Source organism: Kitasatospora sp. NPDC059747 (assembly GCF_042732955.1).
Lineage (GTDB): Bacteria > Actinomycetota > Actinomycetes > Streptomycetales > Streptomycetaceae > Kitasatospora.
In genome coordinates this window covers 2,694-18,560 of record NZ_JBHWGV010000155.1, presented here as the reverse complement: position 1 = coordinate 18,560, position 15,867 = coordinate 2,694, and the positions used below count along the sequence as shown (strand labels likewise).

Sequence of the window (15,867 nt, the reverse complement as noted above, 5' to 3'; positions counted from 1 at the left end):
CCGCTACGAGAAGACCGCCACCGTCTACCAGGCCGGACTCCACATCGCGGGCATCTTCATCTGGTCCGCCCGCTGATCCGAAAGAAAGTCCCTAGTTGGTCAGCGAGGCGGCCCGTTCGACGCTGGTAGCGCTCCAGCAGACTAGGCACCTGCTCACGGAACGTCTGCCGTCGACAGCCCAGTACCGGGCAGGCCAAGCGGCGGACGCGCACCGCCACCAGCACCCGCCGGCCATCCGCCAGCACGTCCGCCGCCGTTCGACGGTGGAACCCGTGCACCCGGTCCGTCGGCGCCCCGCAGGCCGGGCAGGGCGCCGGACCGTCCTGGGTCCGGGCCATCACCCGGATCACCTCGCCCTCGTCCACCACGTCCTCGATCGACAGCGGCGACAGCCCGGAAAACACCGTGCCCACAAGCTCATTGACATCTCGCAGGACCTGCCAACGGCGCCCGCCGCACATCGTTACCACCGACTACGGGACGGGGCCGTTCATTGGGCAGACCCTTCGACGGCGTTGCGGAGGAGCTGCTTTCGGATGTGGCTGGACACCGACCATGCTGAATGAACATACTGTGCCCGGATCGCACGCCATGCGACACACGATCAGTTCGATGCGCTCCCATCCTGGGCGCTCCTTCATCGGCGACCCGGGCTTCAGTGCTCGTGGGTCGCCGCCGTGTGCCGGGCGGGCGACCGCCCCTTGCCAGAAGTTCCAGCCCTCCGGGGCTCCTTTCGGCATGGGCGCGCACCATACGGCCCGGCAGGCCGAGACATTAAAAGATCCAAGATCCGGGGAAACATGATTCGCAAGTTTTCGACCGCGCTCTTCGCGCTGGTCGCCATGATCGGGTTCACCTCACTCGCTGCAAGCCCCGCGCAGGCCGTCGGCAGCTCGGTCCTGTGGAACACCGAGAACAAGTGCGCGACCCCTGAGGGGAACAGCACCGACAACGGCACCGTGGTCACGGTCTGGTCCTGCACGGGCAGCAGCCTGCAGAACTGGCACTGGGAGGGGATGCTCCTGGTTCACGACGTGAGCGGCAAGTGCATGACGCCCCGCGGCAACGCCTCGGGTACCAACGGCGCCGTGCTTACTCTGTGGACCTGCGATCCCTACGCGACGTCCAGCCCGCAGCGGTTTGATTACAACCTCGACCAGGAGCGGATCTGGACCCTGCACGGTGGCAAGTGCATCACCTCGGAGGGCAACTCCCTGGACAACGGGACCTGGCTGACGCTGTGGACCTGCGGCGACCCCGGGAACCACCCCCAGTCGTGGGCCATCGTCGGCTGACGAACCACCGGCTCACTAGCGTCACTGGCCAACCCGTCAGGCCGAGCTGATCAAGCAGGAGTTCGAGCTGACCGACTGACCCCTGAACGCAGAAGGGCCCTTTCCGCGATTGCGGAAGGGGCCTATCTCTCGTTCTCCGCAGGGGTATTGGCGCCCGGGGACGTCAGCCGACTCACCTCCGGCGATCACCCAGTGAGCTTGCTCCGCTTTGACGGACACCATCGGTGTGGTGGTCAGGCCGCCAGGACGGTCTCGTACTCGACGGGACTGCGGTAGCCAAGGCCGCTGTGCAGCCTTCGCATGTTGTACCAGGCTTCGATCCACTCGAAGATCGCGGTGCGGGCCGCCGCCCGGCTCGACCACGGCCGGTCGCCGGGCAACTCCCGCTTCAGCGTGGCGAAGAACGACTCGGCGAGCGCGTTGTCCCGGCACTGCCCGGTACGGCCGACCGACAATCTGACATCGAACTTGCCTGCCGGAAGAGCGAATTCGCGACTCGTGTATTGGCAGCCGCGATCCGAATGGAACACCACCGGGTCGGCTGGGCGGCGGGTGCGGCAGGCAGCCCGAAGCGCGTCGGCGACTAGTAGTGCTTTGTTAGGAGGCTTGTCACATCGTCCGTCGAACGCTGCATCAACCGCCTGAAGAACTGGCGCGGCCTGGCCACCCGCTACGAGAAGACCGCCACCGTCTACCAGGCCGGACTCCACATCGCGGGCATCTTCATCTGGTCCGCCCGCTGATCCGAAAGAAAGTCCCTAGCTGGATCGACGCACGGCCGGGGTCGGTGGCGTCGCGGGTTTCACGAGGCGGCGAGCGTGGCCACGACGTCCTGGCCGCAGGCGGTGGCGGCGGCTTCGGCGTCGGCGGGCGGGATGTCCTTCAGGGTGACCCCGGAAAAGGTGCCCTTCTCATAGCTGATGGTGATGAGCGCGTTGCGCTGGAGCACCACGAGGTCGGCGTGGCCGTACCCATTCATGGTGGTGTAGAACAGGGTCGCCTTCTCCCCTATGCCGGGAACGGCCCGGTCGTCAGTGACCTTCATTCCGCTGGTGGCCCCCCCCGTTCCGGTGCCCGGCCACGGTGACCTCGTAGACACTCTCGGCGACCGGGGACAGCTGGACCATGACCTGCATCATGGTCCAGCCTCCGTCATTGCTGTGCCAGCCCGCGCTCGCATTGGTCATGCCCACGACGTCCTTTTGCTCGCTGCACGAGGTTCCCTTCGCATAGCGGTCGACCGTCTCGGGGCGAACCAGGGCGCAGCCCGCGGCCAAGGTGGTGTAGGGCTCCGTCGTAGGGCTCGCCGGTCCGGAGGTGACCGAGAGGGTCGGTGCGGGCGCGACGGTCGTCGTGGCCGAGACGGTCGTCGCGGCGGAGACCGTCGTCGCGGCCGTCGTCCCCGCAGTCGCCGCCGGGGTGACGAGGTTGGCCACCAGGCCCAGGACGAGCGCTGCGGTGCCCGCCCCGGCCGTGACGCCTCCGAGCAGCCAGGTCCACCGCCGGGAGGGTCCGGCCGGGCGCAGGTCCGCCGGGTCGGGGAGGGTGGCGGGAGTGGGCTGTGGCGGCAGGGGGCGGGTGCCCGGGAGGGTCGGCAGCGGTTCGGTGGCGGGCGGGGTGTCCTCGATCTCGGCCATCTCGTGATCAACCCTTCGGAGGCTGTCAGCCGGCTGACAGGTGATAGGCGGTCAGGGTGGTCCCGTAGCCGACCAGCAGGGCCGAGTCCTGGGCGAGGACTTGCGGGGCCCCTGGCTGCCGGGCGAACGTCTGATGCCACTGCGGGGTGCCGGCGGCGCTGGTGAGCGACTGCACGGTGATCCCCCCGGCGGCGGTGGGCGCAGTGACCAGGAACGACCCTCCGGCGGCGCCCCACACGGTGGCGGCGCCGTGTGGCGACGGCCAGGTCCACGCGGTGCGCCCGGTGCGCAGGTCGAGGGCGGACGCGTCCTGCGGGCCGCCGGTCACGACGACGGTTCCGGCGTCCGCGCACCCGGTGATGGCGCCGATGCGCGAGCCGGTCCAGAGCCGGGCGCCCGCGGTGTCGAAGGCCGCCGTCACGGTCGTCCCGGACGTGGACGTCGTCCCGGTGAGGGGCAGACAGGCGACCACCCCTTGGCGGAGCGAGAGCGAACCCTGGTAGGCACCGGTGAACACGATCGCACCGGCTGACCGAAAGCCGGTGGGCCGGCTCCAGAGGACGGTCGCGTTCTCGCCGTCCACGGCGGTGAGGGCGAGATCCGTGCCCAGGGCGTACAGTCGGCTCCCCTCCCGCGGCGCGTACAGGTCCTGGGCGACGAGCGACCAGCGTTGGCGTCCGGTCGCGCTGTCGAGTGCCACGAACCGGAAGGCGCCCTCGGCGCCCCGGGCCAGGTCCCCGAGGAGCGTGACGATCAGCGACCCCGCCGAGGGCATGCCCTGGATGCCGTAGGAGGTGCCCAGCGCCGTGCCGCTCCACAGTCGGCGCCCTCCGGCCGCGTCGTAGCCGTGCAGCGTTCCGTCGGCTCCGGTGACCAGCAGCAGGCCCGACAGCGGCAGGGCGACGGACTGCGCACCGGGAACCGGGTCGGACGAACGCCAGACCGTGTCGCCGCTGCGCGCGTCGCGTGCCCGCACCGAGCCGTCGGAGTCCACGGACCAGAGCCGCCCGCCGTCGCCGACCGGGAGCATCCCCGCCTCCGCGGTGCTGCTCCACAGCACCCGCCCGTCGGAACGGTCGTAGCCGACGGCACCCGTGCGGTCCGCGCACACCACCGCCGCTGGTCCGCAGCCGACCGGTGTCATGCCGGCCCGGGGAAGCGTCGCCGACCAGGCCGTCGGGGGCTCCCCCGAGGTGCCCGGCCACAGGGCCCGGGTGACACCGCCCGCGGCGGCCGTGGCGAGCAGTGCTCCGCCGAGGACGAGCAGCCGGCGCCGGGTGCCGTTCGGATCGCTCAGCACCCGGGCCAGTTCGCGCTCACGCCGGCGTACGGTCCGCTCCGCCCCTCCCAGCCAGTCGGCGCCGACCGCCGGGCCGTACCGGAAGGCCTCGGCGAGCTCGGTGGGCGTGGGCCGCCGGGCCGGATTCCGGTCCAGACAGCGCACCAGCAGTCCCACCAGCTCCGGTGGCACTCCGTCGAGGTCCGGAGGCTCCTCGGAGGCCCGGTAGATCAGCACCGCCGGCGGCCCTTCGCCGAAGGGCGTGCGGCCGGTCCCGGCGAAGGCCAGCACGGCGCCGAGTGAGAACAGGTCGCTGGCGGGGGTGAGGTTCAGCCCTGCCGCGTGTTCGGGGGACATGAACCCGGGAGTGCCGATGATCTGGCCGCTCGCGGTGGGCAGCGCGTCGGCCGTCGGCTTGCTGATCCCGAAGTCGATGACCCTCGGGCCGTCCCGGGCGACCAGGATGTTCGAGGGCTTCAAGTCCCGGTGGATGATCCGGGCGCGATGGATCGCGGCGAGCGCCTCCACCAGGCCCGCTCCCAGGACCTGCAGCGCGGGCCCGGCGAGCGCGCCGTGGCGTACCACGGCCTCGTACAGCGACGGTCCGGCGACGAACTCGGTGGCCAGCCACGGGACTTCCGCCTCGGTGTCGGCGTCCACCACCGCCACGGTGTAGGCCCCGTTGACCGACCTGGCCGCCGCCACCTCCTGGGTGAACCTGCGCCGGAACTCGGCGTCGGCCGCGTACTCCTGCTGCACGGTCTTCACCGCGACGGGGCGCCCGCTGCCGGTGGCGGCCAGGTAGACGGCGCCCATGCCCCCCGCGCCGAGCTTGCGCAGGATGCGGTAGGGACCGATGCTCTGCGCGCTCATGCGGCGCCGGCCCGGAAGGCGCGCAGCGTGGTGGAGGAGGCGCAGTAGAGCGTTCCGCCGACGGCCGCGGTGGTCCACTGGCCCTCGTCGGAGGCCGGGCGTGACACCCAGCGGACCGCGCCTGCGGTGGCGTCCAGGACGGCGGCCCCGGACGGCCCGCCCAGCAGGGAGACGCCGAAGAAGCCGTCGCCTGCCGACGGCACCCGGAAGTCCATCCCCGTGCCCGGCGAGGTCGCCGTCGCCACGGTGGAGTGCCACAGCCCTTTGCCGGTCGTGACGTCCAGGCAGTAGGCGGTGCCCAGGTTCCCGGACAGCAGCAGCCTGCCGGCACCGAGTGCACAGCCGAAGACCGCCTGCGGGACGGGCGGAGCCAGCCAGCGCTGCCGCCCGGTGGCCGCTTCCAGGGCCACCACCGTCTGACCGACGACGACCAGCAGCAGTTCGCCGCTGCGGATCAGCCGTGCGGGCTGCCCGGCAATGCCACCCGCGAGACCGACGGCCTGCCACTGGGACACTCCGGTCCGCAGGTCCACCGCGTGCTGGACGTCACCGTCGCGGTAGTAGCACCTGCCGTCGGCGACCAGGCCCATCAAGCTGCCGGAACCGCTGTACGAGGCCTCATCGAGGCGGGCCACGAACACCGGCGCCTGGGCGACGTCGTGCTGCCACAGCACCTCCCCGGTGCCCAGATCGGCCCCGACGACGACTCCGCCGCCGGCGGAGGCCGTCTGCCGGGCCATCACCACGGTCCGGTCGTCCGCGCCGAAGACCCGCATGCTCATCATGGCCTCCCACCGCTGCTCGGTGGGCACGGTGAGCGGGATCCGGTGGTCCTCGGCCGTGGCGTTCAGCCACACCAGACTCTTGAAGTCCATGGACGTCCCGTAGAGCAGCCCGTTCTGCGCCTGGAACAACTGGACGTCCTGCCGGGACCACGCCTGACGCCCCGTCGAGGCGTCCAGGCCGGTCGCGCCCAGCCCCGCGTTCCACCACACCGGCGTCGAGCCGATGAGGGAGAGCTGATGGTCGACCGCCACACCGCCGAACGGCTGGCTCCACAGCGGGGCCGGGGCCTCGGTCGCGGGGCTCGCGCCTCCCGCGTCGGCTCCCCATGCGTCCACGGGATTGCCGACCGTCGCCGTCCCGGCCGCCGCCCGTGCCCGACGCGTGAGCAGCAGCGGCACGCCGACGGCCGCAGCCACACCCGCGCCGAGCCCGGCGCCGAGGCCGAACAGGCCGCGGCGGCTGAGCGATTGCCACGTCCGCACCGGCAGCGCGGGCGGATCGGCGGGCGGCGCGGCCAGGTCGATCGCGGCCTGCCGCTCCCGGGCGTCGAGGTCGGCCAGCAGGCCCGGACTCAGCAGCGCCGCCGGATCCACCGGGGCCAGTGCGGCCAGCACGGCCGCCGCCGAGGGCCGCCGGGCAGGCTCCTTGTCCAGGCACGCGGCCACCAGTGGGCGCAACACGGCCGGCACACCGGCGAGTTCGGGCTCCTCGTAGACCGCCCGCCGGTTGATCTGCGCGGGCTCACCGGTGCCGAACGGGGCACGGCCGGTGAGCGCGTACACCAGCAGGCAGCCGAGCGAGAACACGTCCGACGAGGCGAAGGTGACGGATGCGGAGACGATGCGCTCGGGAGCGATGTATCCGGGCGTGCCGCACACCATGCCGGTCCGGGTCAGGTGAACGGCGTCGAAGGCACGGCTGATCCCGAAGTCGATGACACGCGGACCGTCCCGCGCGATGAGCACATTGCCCGGCTTGAGGTCACGGTGCACCACGCCCACCGCGTGGATCGCGGCCAGCGCCTCCGCGAGGGCCGCCCCCAAAGCCCGCGCACCCGCCTCGCCGAGCGGGCCGAACCGCCTGACCACCTCGCCGAGCGACGGCGCCGGCAGGTACGCCGTGGCCATCCACGGCCGGGAACCGCGCGGCTGCGCGTCCACCACGGGCGGCGTGTGGAACCCCGTCACCCGCCGGGCGGCCTCCACCTCCTGCTGGAACCGGCGCTGGAACCGCGGGTCCTCCGCGTACTCGGGCCGGATGACCTTCACCGCGAGCAGCCTCAGTCCGGGCGAGCGGGCCAGGTACACCACCCCCATCCCGCCCTCGCCCAACGGCCGCAGCAACTGATGGGGGCCCACGAACACGGCCGGCTGTTCCGCTATTCCTTCGGTGTCACCATTGGCAGCCACCAAGCCTCCCCCGGTATGTCGCCGCCGTCACGGACAGGGTGACACGTACCGCTCATCCAGCGGTTCCCTTCCCCGTATTGGGGGATCCCATCTGCCGGCCGGGCAGGCTGGAGGCGTCCGACGCGTTGCTCGACAGGCCGGAGACGAAGGAGAGGCCTTCAAGCCTTTCGGCGCAGATCCCGGAGCTCCGGCAGTCGCCGGAGTCCGGCCGATCGGTAGGTGGCGATGGCGGCGGCGTTGGAACTCGGCGTACACACGACGACGTTGGAGGAGCCCAGATCCTGGAGTGTCCGCGCCGCGGCGAGCACGATAGCGCGGCCGTAGCCGAGGCCGCGGTGGTCCGCGTGGACGCCCATCGGCTCGATCAGGCCTGGTCTGCCTTCTCCTGCGGACCACACCGTCGCGGCAGCCACCGGTTCGCCCCGGTCGTTGCAGGCGAGCAGGCAGCGCGCGGCGGCGTACTGGGCGGCTGCCGCCATCGTGTGCCAGCGTTCGTCGGTGAAGGTGGAGTTGGCGAACGCCGAGCGCTGGACAGCAGTCCGCTCGGGTGCCTGCTCGGGCCCCACCACCTCGACGTGCACGCCGGGTTCCGGTACGGGCTCGCCGAGTTCGCGGCGCAGCGGCGTCCAGGCGTCACCGTCCTCCCAGCCGTGCCGCACCAGCAGGTCGCGGACGAGCGCGCCCGGCGGGGTGGCCACGTACGCCTCGCCCTCCGGGAGCACGCCGCGCCGGGGGGACGCTGCGTCCTCGGCCACCTGCCGTGCCAGTTCCTCGTCGTGGAGTGCCTTCGGCGCGATCTGCAGCCGCAGCACGCCCGGTCCGTCCAGCAGGCCGACGGCCAGTAGCTCCCCCGCCCGGCTCCACATCCGGACGGCTGCGGCCGTTCGCTCCGCACCGAACCGCCGGAACCAGCCGACGTCTCCCGGGTGTAGCTCCGCGGGTCGGTCGTCGTGCTGCCAGTCGGTCAACACGCCAGCAGCGGAACGGAGTTCGTCGACCTTCGGCGTGCTCATCGTGATCGCCATCCCTCGATTTCACACCAGCCCGCCGACGCTCCGCACCCGATTTCCCACGGGCCTACGCCTGCTACCGCCTCACAGGCCCAACCGCCCTGTCGTCAGCCCGGCGTGGACGCGCAGCAGCAGCCCCTGGAGCACCTCCCGCTCCTCCGCGTCCAGCGGTGCGAGTACCTCGTCCTGCACCGACCGCGCCTCGGCGTCGAGTTCGGCGAGCAGCGCCCGACCCGCGTCCGTCACGGACACCGACACGCGCCGCCGGTCGGCGCTGTCGCGGGCCCGCTCGACGTAGCCGCCGGCGGCGAGTTGGTCGGCGATCTTGGCGAGGTCGCTCGGGTCCAGGGCGAGCCGCTCGCAGAGTTCGCGCTGGGCGTGCGGCCCGAAGTCGGCGAGGGCTGCCAGCACGGCCATGTCCCACAGCCGCAGCCCGCGTCCGGCCAGCCGCTCGCCGAGGCGGACCCGCGCGGTGCGGCCGATCCGGGAGAGGAGGTAGGTGCCGAGGTCGAGCAGGGTCGGGGGCATGTCGCCCGAGGAAGGGGACGGGAACGGGGACGGGGCGGCGGGAGGGGTCATGGCTGGATTCTAGGGTTCTTCCTATAGTGGGTCTGCACCTATTAATATTCGAGTCACTCCCAGGAGCCCTGGTCATGGACGCCCTGTACCCCCGTCTGCTCGTCACGCGCTTCGCCGAGTGCTTCGGCTTCTACCGCGCGGTCCTCCCGCCCCTCACCGGCGCCGTCCTGGTCAAGGGCGCCCCCGAGGGCCCGTACGCCAACTGGGACGTCGACGACCAGGCCGTCCTCGTGCTCTACGACCGCGCCGCGATGGCCGCCACCCTCGGCACCACGGACCTGCCCGTCCGGGCCGCCGCTCAGGACTCCGCGATGCTCGCCTTCCGCGTCGACGACGTCGACGCGGCGCTCGCCCTCTGCCTCGCCCACGGCGGCACCCTCGCCGTGCCCGCCACCGACCGTCCGGAGTGGGGCCCGAACCTGCGCAGCGCCCACCTGCGGGACCCGGACGGGCACCTGGTAGAACTCCAGTCCTACTGACACGCGTCCCGGCGGCCCTGCCCGCCCGGGCGCGCCGGGCCGCCGGGACAGGCACTCAGCGGTGGAAGACCTGGAGTTCGCGGACGGCATCGTTGAAGTTGCCGCCCAGAGCGGGGGCCGGCAGGTCCATCGTCTTCTCCACGTCGAGGGTGGACCACAGGTGGACGGCGTTGCAGTTGTTGTAGCCCTTCATCGACGAGACGTTGAGCGCCACGTCGAAGTAGTTCACGAGGTGGTAGCCGGTGGCGTCGCAACCGCCCGCATCGCCGTAGAAGGCGTAGAGGACGCCACCCCCGTACTCGACGTCCTTGAACTCCTCCAGCAGCAGCGTGCGGTCCATCGGCCGCTCGGCGGAGCGGTCCACGCCGTCGGCCTTGGCGAGGGCGTCCTCGCGGGAGTCCGTCGAACAGGCCCGCCCGAGCATCGGGGACCGGCCGTCCGCGCCGGGCACGTGGCCGAGGACGGCGGCGCAGTACTGGACCGCCGGGATCGGCAGCGGCCGGGACGGGAGCGGCGAGGCCGGGGCGGCGGGTGCGACGGCGGCCGAGCCGGCGAGGGCCAGGCACGCCGCGAGGGCGGGTCCGACGATCCTGCGCGGGATACGCATGGGTACCTCCGGAACGAGGGGGACGGCGGCCGGGGAGTCGGCCGCCGCGCCCATTCGACGGGCGGCCGAGCCATCTTGACGATCCGACACACCGCTTGCCGCACTAGTCGTACGTATGCCCTCGGATCAGCGGGCCGGCTCGTCCTCCCACAACTCGCCGCTGTACGCCGCCACCAGCGCGCCGATCCGCGCCAGCGCCTCCTCGGCCGGCATCGGGTCGAGCCGGCGCCCGTCCCGCAGGCGCAGCGCGACGCGCCCGTCCGCCGCCTCCCGCGCGCCGATCACCGCCTGGTACGGCACCAGGCGCGCCTCCCGGATCCGCGCCCCGAGGCTCCCGTGCTCGGGACCGGCGATCTCGACGCGCAGCCCGAGGTCCAGGCAGCGCGCACGCAGCCGCTCGGCCTGCGGGACCTCGGCCTCCGAGATCGGCACCAGCACGATCTGGGCCGGCGCGAGCCATGCGGGGAACGCTCCGCCGTAGAGCTCGATCAGGTGGGCGACCACCCGCTCGACGCTGCCGATCACGCTGCGGTGGACCATCACCGGGCGGTGCTTGGCGCCGTCCGGCCCGATGTAGTGCAGGTCGAACCGCTCGGGCTGGTGGAAGTCGATCTGGACGGTGGAGAGGGTGAACTCGCGCCCGGCGCCGTCGGCGATCTGGACGTCGATCTTGGGCCCGTAGAACGCGGCCTCGCCCTCCGCCGCCTCGAACGGCACGCCGGAGCGCTCCAGCACCTCGGTGAGCAGCGCGACCGCCCGCTCCCAAAGGGCCGGGTCGGCCACGTACTTGCCGCCCGCGCCGGGCAGCGAGAGGCGGTAGCGGACGGGCACGATGCCGAGCGCGCGGTGCGCCTCGCGGATCAGCTCCAGTGCGGCGACGGCCTCGTCGGCGGCCTGCTCGGGGGTGCAGAAGACGTGGGCGTCGTTCAGCTGGATCGCCCGGACGCGGGTGAGGCCGCCCAGCACGCCGGACAGCTCGGAGCGGTACATGCCGCCCAACTCCGCCATGCGCAGTGGCAGTTCGCGGTAGCTGTGCGGGCGGGAGCGGTACATCAGCGCGTGGTGGGGACAGAGGCTGGGGCGCAGCACCATCTCCTCCGAGCCGACCTGCATGGGCGGGTACATGTCGTCGCGGTAGTGCGCCCAGTGGCCGGAGATCTCGTACAGCTCGCGCTTGCCGAGGACGGGCGAGTAGACGTGGCGGTAGCCGGCGCGGCGCTCGCGGCCGCGGATGTACTCCTCCAGGGCGTGGCGGACGGCGGCGCCGTCGGGCAGCCAGTAGGGCAGGCCGGAGCCCATCAAGGGATCGGTGTCGAAGAGGTCCAGCTCGCGGCCGAGCTTGCGGTGGTCGTGCGCGGCGGGCACGTGCTCGTGCGCGGCGGCGGCGTGGTCATGCGCGGCGGCGCAGTCGGCGGGGGCGGCGTGGACGTCGGCGGGGGCGGCGTGGACGTCGGCGGGGGCGTGAACGTTCATGGGGTGGTCTCCACTCGGAGGGCGGGACGAGTGGATCCGGGAACGGCGAAGCCCCGGGGCACTCGCCCCGGGGCTTCGGACTAGGTCAGCAGTCAGCGCACCGGGACTCTCTCCGGCGTCGTCGTGGCGAGTGCAGCGCGCTTCATGTGATCCACCGTAGCAGGTGGATGAAGCCGGTGGTGATCTTTTTTCGGACCCCCCGCTCGGCCTGCGGTCAGTCGGCCTCCGGCCGCAACCCCCTGCGCACGACATCCAGCAGGCGCTCGCGAGCGCCCTCCTCGGGCTGCGTGAATTCCCGCGTGAGGCAGGCCAGCATGAGCGCCTTGACGTCCGCCACGGTCACGTCCGCCCGCACCACGCCCGCCCGCTGCGCACCGACGAGCAGGTCGCACAGGGCAGCACCCACGTCGTAGCCGGCCTCGATCGCGGCGCCCTCCATGTCGAACCCCGCGCCGGCCAGGGCCTCTCCCAGCCCCCGGTTGATCGCGCCCTCCGCGACCATGTAGGCGAAGAACCCGAAGAAGGCCTCGCCCGGCTCCTCCTCGTCGGCGAGGGCGCGGGCCCGCTCGACCAGCCGCTCGACGCGGCTGAGCACGATCGCCCGGAACAGGTCGTCCTTGGTGGGGAAGTGCCTGCTCACCGTGCCCGTGCCCACGCCGGCCCGCCTGGCGATCCGTTGGACGCTCACCGCGAGGCCCTCCTCCGCGAAGGCCGCCGAGGCGGCTTCGAGCACCTTCACGCGGTTGCGCTGCGCATCGGCCCGCACGCCCCGTCTCCCTCCGCCCGTTCGGGCCCCGATCGCCGTTGACAACCGGGACGGGCGTCCCGGATAGTGAAAGCGGGACGCTCATCCCGATTATACTCTCCGTCACCAGGAGGATCGGATGGCACAGCACCGCTGGACCGCCGAGCGCATCGCCGACCAGACCGGCCGCACCGCACTGATCACCGGGGCCAACACCGGCGTCGGCTTCCACACCGCCGAGTCGCTGGCCCGGCGCGGCGCCACGGTGGTGCTCGCCTGCCGCGACGCCGAACGCGCCGAACAGGCCGCCGCACGGATCCGCGGCACCGCACCGCGATCCCGCGTCGTCACCCTGCCGCTGGACCTGGCCGCACTGTCGTCCGTTCGGGCCGCGGCCGACCAACTCCACACGATGTGCACCGGGTTGGACCTCCTGATCAACAACGCGGGCGTCATGTGGGCCCCGCCCGGCCGCACCCGGGACGGTTTCGAGACACACCTCGGGATCAACCACCTCGGCCACTTCGCGTTCACCGGACTCGTGCTCGACCTGCTCCGCGACACTCCGGGCGCCCGGATCGTGACGGTCACCAGCCCCGCCCACCGGTCGGCACGACTCGACTTCGACGACCTCCGGTTCACGCGCGGGTACCGCCCGGCCGCCGCCTACGCCCGGTCCAAGCTGGCCAACCTGCTCCACGCCCACGAGTTGCAGCGCCGCCTCGTCGCCTCGGGCTCCGCCCTGCTCTCGGTGGCCGCTCACCCCGGCGCGGCCCGCACCGAGCTGAACCGTTCGATGCCCGCCCTCTTCCGGGGACCGTCCTGGGGACTGTGGCGCCCGTTCACCCACACCGCCCAGCACGGCGCCCTGCCGATCCTGCGCGCCGCCACCGACCCGGAGGCCAAGGGAGGCGAGTACTACGCCCCCAGCGGCCCGGGCGAGTTCAGCGGCCACCCGGTCGTGAGGAGTTCGAGTCCCGGCTCGCACGACACCGGCGCGCAGCGGACGTTGTGGGAGGCCTCGGAGCAACTGACCGGCGTGCGCTACGACTTCGGAGCATCCGATGAGTGAGAAGGGACGAGCGGCATGGCTGGGGCTCGCGGCCGGCGGCGTGCAGTCGCTCGACTTCCTCCGTGAACGGACGGGAGCGTTCGATGCCGTTCCCGGCTCCGTTGCGGCGCCGGTCGTCATCGCGGCCACCCTGTCGTTGTGGACGCTCGCGGGCCTCCGCGCCGCGGACCCGAGGTCCGGCACCCGTGCCGGACTGCTCAGTGCCGCGGTGACGACGCTGGCGCTCTGGAGCACCATGCTGCTGAGCGGCAACGTCCTCATCGGGTACGCCTGTTGGCACGCGGCCGCCTTCCTTCCCTTCGGCGCCCTCTGTGCCGCCCTCCCGCCCTGGTGCCACAAAGGGCCGCGGGCCGACGAACGCCCGGCCGCCGGGGCCGGATAGGTTGTCGGCATGACCTTGTCGACACGTACAGCAGTCGCCGCCGACCGTGCCAGAGTGCTCGCCCTGATCGACGGCGCCCGGGGCGACGGACTGTCCCCGGAGGAGCGCGCGGAGCGGGGTTTCGTGCAGGGCCGCTTCGACGAGGACAAGCTCGCCGGCATGGAGGCCACCACCGGCATCTACATCGTCGAGGAGGACGGGCGGATCGCGGGCGCCGCCCTCACCGCTCCCGCCTCCCCGGCCCTCGACGAAGGGCCGCCGCGTCAGACCTGCGAGGCCGCCGTGCGCGCCGGGCTCGCGCCGGACCGCTTCTACCTGTACGGGCCGGTGGTCGTGGATCCGGAGTTCCGCGGGCGCGGGGTCGTGCGGCGCCTGTTGCGGGCGGTCGACGCGAACCTGCGCGACCGCTTCGACCACGGCGTCCTGTTCGTCGAACAGTCCAACCACAAGTCGCTCGCGGTCCACCGGCACCTGGGCATGCGCGAGGCGGCGGAGTTCACCGTGGCGGACCGCGCGTACACCGTGTTCAGCTTCGCGTCCGGCACCTTCTGCGACCAGCCGGCCACGACCCCGGCGGGCTGAGCGCGTTACCGCGCCACGGCCGCACCGGCGGCGGCCACGTCGGCCGCCGCCCGGACGAACTCGCGGACCCGCTCCGTCGTGTTGCCCGGCAGCCAGACCGGGCCACGCTCGATCGGCGGGGCGTCGTGGATCGGGACATAGGCCAGGTCGGGGCGCGGGTAGTACTGGCGGCAGTGCTCGCCGACCGGCAGGACGCCCCGGCCCAGCGCGACCAGGCTGAGCATCTCGGAGAACGTCCCGCCGGACGGCCCCTTGGGCACCGGGCGGCCGGACGGGGTGCGGTCGGGGGTGCGGTCGCGCTTAAACCCGACCGACGTCACCGCCGGGTACTGCACCACCGGGTGGTCCGCGAGCACGTCGAGCGACACCGACTCCTCCGCCGCCAGCGGGTGCCCGGCCGGCACCGCCAGGACCCGGCGCTCGGTCAGCAGGACCGGCCCGGTGGCCATGCCGTCGAAGGGGAAGGAGGCGACCAGGACGTCGACCGAGCCGTCCGCCAGGCCGGACCGCGAATTCGAGAGCTGCGCCTCCCGGACGTCCACCCGGCAGTCGGGGTGCCGCTCGCCGAACAGCGCGACCGCCCGGAGCAGCACCGGCGCCGTCCACTCCCCCATGAACGCGACCCGCAGCTCGCCCGTCACCCCCCGGCCGGCGTCCACCGCGCGGCGCAGCGCCTCCTCCATCGCGGCCACCACCGGGACGAGGTCATCGGCCAGCTGCCGCCCGACCGGGGTGAGCCGGACGGACCGGCTGGTGCGCTCGAACAGCGGCGCGCCGATCCGGCGCTCCAGCTTCCTGACCACCTGGCTGACCCGCCCGGTGGTGAGGTTCAGCAGCTCGGCGGTCCGGCCGAAGTGCAGTTCCCCGGCGAGCGCGAGGAAGACCTCGGTCTCCAGCCGCTCCAGCATGGTGCCCCCTCGCCCGCCGCTCCCGGCATCGTTCGATCCGGCATCGCCTACTCCGGCACCGCTCGCTCCGGCATCGTTCGACACCGCTCGGCATCGTTTAATTCAGCTCAACGATCATACGACGATCCGGCATTGATGATCACTTCCGGGCGGAGGATCGTGGAACCCGTCACCAGCGGAAGCCACACCCCCGGAGCCGGCCACCATGCGCGTCATCGCCTTCGACCACCTCGTCCTCAACGTCGCCGACATCGAGCGGTCCCTCGCCTTCTACTCCGGCCTCCTCGGCCTGGAGCCCGTCCGGGTCGACGAGTGGCGGGCCGGCAAGGTGTCCTTCCCGTCCGTCCGGGTCACCGCCGAGACCATCATCGACCTGGTGCACCGCCCCCGGCACGAGTCCAACGTGGACCACATCTGCCTCACCGTCGAGCCCCTCGACTGGCAGGAGGTCATCGACTCGGGCGTCTTCACCGTCCTGGAGGGCCCCGTCCCCCGCTACGGCGCCCGTGGCACCGCCACTTCCGTCTACGTCCAGGACCCGGACGGCAACACCGTCGAACTCCGGTGGTACCCGCAGGACACCGCCGCCTGAAGCAGAGGAGGGGCGCCCCGCGCCCCCGGGGGGGTGCCCGGGGTGACGCGCGGGCGCCCGCCGGGGTGGTGCCCCCCCGGGGGGGGCCCGAACCCCGCCCCAAAACCCCCCCCGCCCCCCACCCCCGCGCCCCCCCCGACGGTCGACCTGGTGGCGGCG

General features: G+C 72.6%; 17 protein-coding genes and 1 pseudogene. 6 read left to right on the top strand and 12 right to left on the bottom strand.

Annotation, left to right across the window (positions count from 1 at the left end; genetic code table 11):
- Nucleotides 1-92 precede the first annotated feature (92 nt).
- Nucleotides 93-404 (bottom strand): annotated as a pseudogene (locus ACFV4G_RS39080) (transposase family protein); the annotation flags it as partial.
- A gap of 396 nt (nucleotides 405-800) precedes the next feature.
- Here ACFV4G_RS39080 and ACFV4G_RS39075 point away from each other — a divergent pair.
- Nucleotides 801-1,295, top strand: a complete 495-nt coding sequence (locus ACFV4G_RS39075; RefSeq protein ID WP_380447583.1) for an RICIN domain-containing protein — start codon at nucleotides 801-803, stop codon at nucleotides 1,293-1,295.
- A 233-nt stretch (nucleotides 1,296-1,528) separates the two neighbouring features.
- On the opposite strand, the gene ACFV4G_RS39070 is transcribed toward ACFV4G_RS39075, so the two are convergent.
- The 7 genes from ACFV4G_RS39070 to ACFV4G_RS39040 all read right to left on the bottom strand — a co-directional run bounded on the left by ACFV4G_RS39070 (nucleotide 1,529) and on the right by ACFV4G_RS39040 (nucleotide 8,868).
- Nucleotides 1,529-2,005, bottom strand: coding sequence for a transposase (locus ACFV4G_RS39070; RefSeq protein ID WP_380447581.1), 477 nt, complete (start codon nucleotides 2,003-2,005; stop codon nucleotides 1,529-1,531).
- Between the two features lie 92 nt (nucleotides 2,006-2,097).
- The gene (locus ACFV4G_RS39065) at nucleotides 2,098-2,340 is read right to left on the bottom strand and encodes a hypothetical protein (protein ID WP_380447579.1); all 243 of its coding nucleotides are present in this window, start codon (nucleotides 2,338-2,340) and stop codon (nucleotides 2,098-2,100) included.
- Entirely contained in the window at nucleotides 2,327-2,932 is a 606-nt protein-coding gene (locus tag ACFV4G_RS39060) for a hypothetical protein (RefSeq protein WP_380447577.1), read from the bottom strand. Before ACFV4G_RS39060 ends, ACFV4G_RS39065 begins: the two co-directional genes overlap by 14 nt.
- A 25-nt stretch (nucleotides 2,933-2,957) precedes the next feature.
- Nucleotides 2,958-5,084, bottom strand: coding sequence for a serine/threonine-protein kinase (locus ACFV4G_RS39055; protein WP_380447575.1), 2,127 nt, complete (start codon nucleotides 5,082-5,084; stop codon nucleotides 2,958-2,960).
- Entirely contained in the window at nucleotides 5,081-7,279 is a 2,199-nt protein-coding gene (locus ACFV4G_RS39050; protein ID WP_380447573.1) for a protein kinase, read from the bottom strand. The genes ACFV4G_RS39055 and ACFV4G_RS39050 overlap by 4 nt, the downstream gene beginning before the upstream one ends.
- Nucleotides 7,280-7,437: 158 nt before the next feature.
- On the bottom strand, nucleotides 7,438-8,304 hold the full coding sequence (locus ACFV4G_RS39045) for a GNAT family N-acetyltransferase (RefSeq protein ID WP_380447571.1): 867 nt from the start codon (nucleotides 8,302-8,304) through the stop codon (nucleotides 7,438-7,440).
- Between the two features lie 69 nt (nucleotides 8,305-8,373).
- Nucleotides 8,374-8,868: a MarR family winged helix-turn-helix transcriptional regulator gene (locus ACFV4G_RS39040; RefSeq protein ID WP_380447569.1), complete on the bottom strand. Its 495-nt coding sequence runs from the start codon at nucleotides 8,866-8,868 to the stop codon at nucleotides 8,374-8,376.
- 74 nt (nucleotides 8,869-8,942) lie between these two features.
- Between ACFV4G_RS39040 and ACFV4G_RS39035 the strand changes: the two genes are divergently transcribed.
- Entirely contained in the window at nucleotides 8,943-9,347 is a 405-nt protein-coding gene (locus ACFV4G_RS39035) for a VOC family protein (protein ID WP_380447567.1), read from the top strand.
- Nucleotides 9,348-9,402: 55 nt separating this feature from the next.
- Here ACFV4G_RS39035 and ACFV4G_RS39030 read toward each other — a convergent pair whose 3' ends face one another.
- From ACFV4G_RS39030 to ACFV4G_RS39020, 3 genes are all read right to left on the bottom strand, one after another.
- Nucleotides 9,403-9,954 (bottom strand): hypothetical protein, encoded by a 552-nt coding sequence (locus ACFV4G_RS39030; protein WP_380447565.1) that lies wholly within the window; start codon nucleotides 9,952-9,954, stop codon nucleotides 9,403-9,405.
- 126 nt (nucleotides 9,955-10,080) lie between these two features.
- A complete protein-coding gene (gene thrS / locus ACFV4G_RS39025) occupies nucleotides 10,081-11,427 on the bottom strand; it encodes a threonine--tRNA ligase (RefSeq protein ID WP_380447563.1) in 1,347 nt (448 codons plus the stop codon).
- Nucleotides 11,428-11,641: 214 nt separating this feature from the next.
- Nucleotides 11,642-12,193, bottom strand: a complete 552-nt coding sequence (locus ACFV4G_RS39020) for a TetR/AcrR family transcriptional regulator (protein ID WP_380447561.1) — start codon at nucleotides 12,191-12,193, stop codon at nucleotides 11,642-11,644.
- Nucleotides 12,194-12,311: 118 nt separating this feature from the next.
- Here ACFV4G_RS39020 and ACFV4G_RS39015 point away from each other — a divergent pair, with 118 nt between their 5' ends.
- From ACFV4G_RS39015 to ACFV4G_RS39005, 3 genes are read left to right on the top strand one after another with little or no spacing between them, the layout of a single operon-like run.
- The gene (locus ACFV4G_RS39015) at nucleotides 12,312-13,244 is read left to right on the top strand and encodes an oxidoreductase (protein WP_380447559.1); all 933 of its coding nucleotides are present in this window, start codon (nucleotides 12,312-12,314) and stop codon (nucleotides 13,242-13,244) included.
- Entirely contained in the window at nucleotides 13,237-13,626 is a 390-nt protein-coding gene (locus ACFV4G_RS39010) for a hypothetical protein (protein ID WP_380447557.1), read from the top strand. Before ACFV4G_RS39015 ends, ACFV4G_RS39010 begins: the two co-directional genes overlap by 8 nt.
- A gap of 9 nt (nucleotides 13,627-13,635) precedes the next feature.
- Nucleotides 13,636-14,208 carry a GNAT family N-acetyltransferase gene (locus tag ACFV4G_RS39005; RefSeq protein WP_380447555.1) on the top strand — a complete coding sequence of 191 codons (573 nt, stop codon included), beginning with the start codon at nucleotides 13,636-13,638 and terminating at the stop codon, nucleotides 14,206-14,208.
- 5 nt (nucleotides 14,209-14,213) lie between these two features.
- Here the strand turns inward: ACFV4G_RS39005 and ACFV4G_RS39000 are convergent, their stop codons facing one another.
- Nucleotides 14,214-15,116 (bottom strand): LysR family transcriptional regulator, encoded by a 903-nt coding sequence (locus tag ACFV4G_RS39000; protein ID WP_380447553.1) that lies wholly within the window; start codon nucleotides 15,114-15,116, stop codon nucleotides 14,214-14,216.
- A gap of 205 nt (nucleotides 15,117-15,321) precedes the next feature.
- On the opposite strand from ACFV4G_RS39000, the gene ACFV4G_RS38995 reads away from it, so the two are divergent.
- Nucleotides 15,322-15,708, top strand: a complete 387-nt coding sequence (locus ACFV4G_RS38995; protein WP_380447551.1) for a VOC family protein — start codon at nucleotides 15,322-15,324, stop codon at nucleotides 15,706-15,708.
- Nucleotides 15,709-15,867 lie beyond the last annotated feature (159 nt).

Excerpts from the sequence above, each read along its gene's own strand:
- ACFV4G_RS39075 (WP_380447583.1), top strand. The coding sequence starts at position 801 with ATGATTCGCAAGTTTTCGACCGCGCTCTTCGCGCTGGTCGCCATGATC.
- ACFV4G_RS39065 (WP_380447579.1), bottom strand. The coding sequence starts at position 2,340 with ATGAAGGTCACTGACGACCGGGCCGTTCCCGGCATAGGGGAGAAGGCG.
- ACFV4G_RS39060 (WP_380447577.1), bottom strand. The coding sequence starts at position 2,932 with ATGGCCGAGATCGAGGACACCCCGCCCGCCACCGAACCGCTGCCGACC.
- ACFV4G_RS39055 (WP_380447575.1), bottom strand. The coding sequence starts at position 5,084 with ATGAGCGCGCAGAGCATCGGTCCCTACCGCATCCTGCGCAAGCTCGGC.
- ACFV4G_RS39045 (WP_380447571.1), bottom strand. The coding sequence starts at position 8,304 with ATGGCGATCACGATGAGCACGCCGAAGGTCGACGAACTCCGTTCCGCT.
- ACFV4G_RS39040 (WP_380447569.1), bottom strand. The coding sequence starts at position 8,868 with ATGACCCCTCCCGCCGCCCCGTCCCCGTTCCCGTCCCCTTCCTCGGGC.
- ACFV4G_RS39035 (WP_380447567.1), top strand. The coding sequence starts at position 8,943 with ATGGACGCCCTGTACCCCCGTCTGCTCGTCACGCGCTTCGCCGAGTGC.
- ACFV4G_RS39030 (WP_380447565.1), bottom strand. The coding sequence starts at position 9,954 with ATGCGTATCCCGCGCAGGATCGTCGGACCCGCCCTCGCGGCGTGCCTG.
- thrS (WP_380447563.1), bottom strand. The coding sequence starts at position 11,427 with ATGAACGTTCACGCCCCCGCCGACGTCCACGCCGCCCCCGCCGACGTC.
- ACFV4G_RS39015 (WP_380447559.1), top strand. The coding sequence starts at position 12,312 with ATGGCACAGCACCGCTGGACCGCCGAGCGCATCGCCGACCAGACCGGC.
- ACFV4G_RS39010 (WP_380447557.1), top strand. The coding sequence starts at position 13,237 with ATGAGTGAGAAGGGACGAGCGGCATGGCTGGGGCTCGCGGCCGGCGGC.
- ACFV4G_RS39005 (WP_380447555.1), top strand. The coding sequence starts at position 13,636 with ATGACCTTGTCGACACGTACAGCAGTCGCCGCCGACCGTGCCAGAGTG.
- ACFV4G_RS39000 (WP_380447553.1), bottom strand. The coding sequence starts at position 15,116 with ATGCTGGAGCGGCTGGAGACCGAGGTCTTCCTCGCGCTCGCCGGGGAA.
- ACFV4G_RS38995 (WP_380447551.1), top strand. The coding sequence starts at position 15,322 with ATGCGCGTCATCGCCTTCGACCACCTCGTCCTCAACGTCGCCGACATC.